The following is a 3,870-nucleotide window of genomic DNA, read 5'->3' as shown; positions in this document are numbered from 1 at the left end:
GAACACAAGCTTTTCTGCCTCTTCCCTCGAACAAGAACGCCGGCGGGCAAATGTCATTTGCCCGCAAAGCGTTCATTGTTCGAGGAGGGCATGCGCACAGCATGCCCAGTCGGCAAGCGAACCGCTTGCCGACTACGGCAGAAAAGCTAGGAATAGAGCGCTGTCAACTGGTTTTTAATGGTTAATCAACACGCCTAGAAAGGACATATTTTTGATCATTACCTCGTATACATAGCATGTACGAGGTGATGGTGATGATATGGTTGATCATAATTGTAACGGTACTATTTTCAAGCGTTGCTTCCATATGGACGAGTCAGTCAAAAGACCATCAATACGTTTCATTAGAAAATTTCTTTGTATTAATTTTCTTATATTTTACGATGACGATTGGTTTCGCATTGATCTATACAATATTGCAGATCAATGGCTATAATGTATTTGTAAAAAATCACAATGATACAGCTGATGGATTTTTCTCCGTTTTCCAAGATGGTTTATATTTTAGTGCCACAACGTTGTTATCGGTTGGATATGGTGATGTCATTCCGGTTGGGGCAGGAAGATGGATTGCAGTTGTCGAAGCGTTATTAGGATACATTATGCCCGCTACGTTTGTTGCCCGGGTCGTTATCGACTGGGAAAAGGAGCGCACGATACGTTAGGAGGGATGATGATGTTGCAAATTGGGGAACTTGCACCAGATTTTACATTGCCGGCAAGCAATAGGGAGATGGTATCACTTTCTGATTTTCGCGGAAAGTATGTTATGCTATATTTTTATCCAAAAGATATGACTCCTGGATGCACCACAGAAGCGTGTGATTTTCGTGACTACTACGATCAATTTCGCGATTTGAACGCTGTTATTTTAGGAGTTAGCACCGATTCAGTAGAACGGCATCAAAAGTTTATTGAAAAATATGCGTTGCCGTTTTTATTGTTAGCGGACGAGCAACATGAAGCAGCAGAAAAATATGGTGTTTGGAAGCGGAAGAAAAATTTTGGGAAAGAATATATGGGGATCGAGCGCTCGACATTTGTCATTGACGAGGAAGGGAAATTACTGAAGGAATGGCGCGGTGTGAAAGTCAAAGGTCATGTAGAGGAAGCGTTAGCTTATATTCGTCATGTCGTTCAAAAATAGGTAGATGTCCAAACCGAAATAGGACTGGAGCATATATTGTTGGTGTAGGGCATACCTCCTCAAATGTAACCCATTTGTGCGGAAGATCATTCCGCACACTTTTTATGTTCAAAAACGGAATAAACTCATATATTAATGATACGAATATTGACAAAGAATACGAAATAACGGTAGACTAATTATAAAAATTATAAAATAATAATTCTTTTTCTTAAAGAAAGTGAGGTGCATGACGGTGTCAGAAGATCAACTATTAAAAGAAGCGCTGGATACGTTGAAACAAACGGGAGTACGCATTACTCCGCAACGTCATGCGATATTGGAATATTTAATTCGTTCTATGTCACATCCGACAGCTGATGAGATATATAAAGCGTTGGAAGGAAAATTTCCAAATATGAGCGTCGCAACGGTTTATAATAATCTTCGTGTTTTCAAAGAAGTGGGGCTTGTCAAAGAATTAACGTACGGCGATTCATCAAGCCGTTTTGATTTTGTGACTTCTGATCATTATCATATCATTTGTGAACGGTGTGGTAAAATTGTCGATTTTCACTACCCTGGATTAGACGAAGTGGAAACGCTGGCGGCGCATGTGACAGGATTTAAAGTAAGTCACCATCGCATGGAAGTGTACGGTGTCTGTGCAGAATGTCAACAAGGATACCGTTCGCATTAAAAAGCTGATAGCGGTGAAAAGCTATCAGCTCTTTTTTTTCTTTCGGTTGTATTTTTCATCAAACTCTTTGCCGGCTAACTCTGGATCCAATGTTAATGGTTCGCTGCAATACATGCACATATCGACTCTTCCGAGCATTTTCGTCACTTTTCCGCACGTTGGGCAAACAACTTGAATGGTCCTTGTCGACAACATTCCAATCCAAAAATAAACGACGGTGCTAGCGATAATGAAAAGCAGCCCTAAAATCATAAATAACGTCATAATCCACATGGAAGTGCGAAAAAACACCCCTATATACATAACGATAAAACCGACAAAAATTAAGCTTAAAGCAAATGTGCGAATTTTATTAATTTTGCTTGAATATTTAATTGACATGCTACTCGTCCCTCCTAAAGACAACTATATCATAAAATTTAACGAATCAATCCGATTTTAAGCAAATTTGCAAAGAGGAATTTCACGATTTTTGTCGAATTAGCCATAACAGCATTCGAAATGATGGAGGAAAAAGTATGGAGGACTTAATTCGCCCCATTTATCAAGAGCGAGCAAGCCATCGCAATACGTTAGGAATTTTGATGATTGAAAAAAAGTTTAACAACTCAGCGATTACTGATACGTTCGATGTTGTTTTGTTAGTGATTGCAAAAGAAACAGACTGTCCGGTTTTCATTAAACATTACACATCAAAAGAGCAAAAGGCAGCGCTGTATATCGTGGATGAACAAAAATTAAATGAATGGCTTCTTTTTGGATCCAATCGAAAAGTGATTGACTGGGTCTTAAATGGGAAGGTGTTGTTTGACCGAAATGAGTATACTCAACGATTGCGAAGCCGAATGTTGGAATTTCCGGCGGAAGCGCGCCAGTTAAAAATGGGAGTAGAGTTTGCTAAGTTGATTCGAAGATATACGGATGGAAAAGTGTTTCTTGAAACAAATCAGCTGTTAGACGCCTACAACCATGTTGTCCATGCACTTCACCATTTGGCGCGGCTGGCAATAATTGAACAAGGATTTTACCCAGAAGTGACAGTATGGAGTCAAGTGAAGCAGATTGATGCACAAATTTATAAACTTTACGAGGAGCTTGTTGGAAGTGAAGAACCTTTAGATAAGAGACTAGAACTTTTATTTTTGGCGAGCGAATTTTTAATTCATTCGCGCATTCCATCTGGCTCTGCTCATTTATTGAAGGTGCTAAAGCAAAAAGAAGGGGCTTGGAGCATCGGGGAAATTGCGAGCCATCCTGAGTTAGAAGCTTATTCTGTCGATCTTGTGATTATGTTAGAATATTTAGTAGACAAACATCTTTTGGCGATAGAAGAAGTGCCGACAAAAGGTCAAAACGTTTTTCATCGCTATTATGTGGCATTGAATCATTCATAAGAAAGAAAATGGAAGGAAGGCCCGATTTTTTGGTAGCCAAAAATGAATGATGTGGACCTTTTATCTGATTTTATTGGCAACTGGATTCCGAAATATATTTACATAAATTAACAATCAATAGGTTGAGAATATAGTTAACCTGTGGTGCTGGTTGAATGTCATAATCTTGTTACTTTCAAGCGTTTTCCGTATTTGCTGTGTAATCACGACCTGTGGAAAATACATGATTAATTAGCGTCCATCGTCATCTAGCACCATGAGTTACAGTTAATAAAATAATATAAAAAGTTGTTGACTTATTGAATTAAAAGTGATAAATTAAAAAACGTCGCTACGAGATGGCGATTAAGAGTGTGAAAAAGAACTTGACATAAACAAAAATAAATATTACAATAAAAAAGTCGCTTCAAATGGCGATATCGAAGAAAATGTTCTTTGAAAACTGAACAAAACGAAGCGTCAATAGAAAAGCTAAGGACGCCTACCTATCGACGAAACGCGCTGAAGGGTCTGCGAGGAGGCTTTCGCCGCACAGCAGCACTGGAGCGTTACGAATCGATGGCGTCCGAAGCTAGACAACAGTCAACGTTAAGAAGCTAGACATACTCTTTTTTGGAGAGTTTGATCCTGGCTCAGGACGAACGCTGGCG

General features: G+C 39.3%; 5 protein-coding genes. 4 read left to right on the top strand and 1 reads right to left on the bottom strand.

Annotated features, from left to right (window positions below):
* Positions 1-248 precede the first annotated feature (248 nt).
* The 3 genes from HNQ34_RS17115 (at position 249) to perR (ending at position 1,826) form a co-directional block, all read left to right on the top strand.
* On the top strand, positions 249-665 hold the full coding sequence (locus tag HNQ34_RS17115) for a potassium channel family protein (protein ID WP_183256529.1): 417 nt from the start codon (positions 249-251) through the stop codon (positions 663-665).
* Positions 666-673: 8 nt separating this feature from the next.
* A complete protein-coding gene (bcp, locus tag HNQ34_RS17110; RefSeq protein WP_183256528.1) occupies positions 674-1,147 on the top strand; it encodes a thioredoxin-dependent thiol peroxidase in 474 nt (157 codons plus the stop codon).
* A gap of 229 nt (positions 1,148-1,376) precedes the next feature.
* A complete protein-coding gene (perR, locus tag HNQ34_RS17105) occupies positions 1,377-1,826 on the top strand; it encodes a peroxide-responsive transcriptional repressor PerR (RefSeq protein ID WP_183256527.1) in 450 nt (149 codons plus the stop codon).
* Between the two features lie 24 nt (positions 1,827-1,850).
* Here perR and HNQ34_RS17100 read toward each other — a convergent pair whose 3' ends face one another.
* Positions 1,851-2,207, bottom strand: a complete 357-nt coding sequence (locus HNQ34_RS17100) for a YgzB family protein (RefSeq protein ID WP_183256526.1) — start codon at positions 2,205-2,207, stop codon at positions 1,851-1,853.
* A 137-nt stretch (positions 2,208-2,344) separates the two neighbouring features.
* Between HNQ34_RS17100 and HNQ34_RS17095 the strand changes: the two genes are divergently transcribed.
* On the top strand, positions 2,345-3,220 hold the full coding sequence (locus tag HNQ34_RS17095) for a nucleotidyltransferase-like protein (protein WP_183256525.1): 876 nt from the start codon (positions 2,345-2,347) through the stop codon (positions 3,218-3,220).
* The last annotated feature ends 650 nt before the right edge of the window (positions 3,221-3,870 follow it).

The organism is Anoxybacteroides tepidamans, from assembly GCF_014201465.1.
Lineage (GTDB): Bacteria > Bacillota > Bacilli > Bacillales > Anoxybacillaceae > Anoxybacteroides > Anoxybacteroides tepidamans.
This window is presented reverse-complemented; position numbering and strand designations above follow the sequence as displayed.

What these genes read in the sequence shown, in the direction of transcription:
- HNQ34_RS17095 (WP_183256525.1), top strand. Translation starts at nt 2,345, where the DNA reads ATGGAGGACTTAATTCGCCCCATTTATCAAGAGCGAGCAAGCCATCGC.
- perR (WP_183256527.1), top strand. Translation starts at nt 1,377, where the DNA reads ATGACGGTGTCAGAAGATCAACTATTAAAAGAAGCGCTGGATACGTTG.
- HNQ34_RS17115 (WP_183256529.1), top strand. Translation starts at nt 249, where the DNA reads ATGGTGATGATATGGTTGATCATAATTGTAACGGTACTATTTTCAAGC.
- bcp (WP_183256528.1), top strand. Translation starts at nt 674, where the DNA reads ATGATGTTGCAAATTGGGGAACTTGCACCAGATTTTACATTGCCGGCA.
- HNQ34_RS17100 (WP_183256526.1), bottom strand. Translation starts at nt 2,207, where the DNA reads ATGTCAATTAAATATTCAAGCAAAATTAATAAAATTCGCACATTTGCT.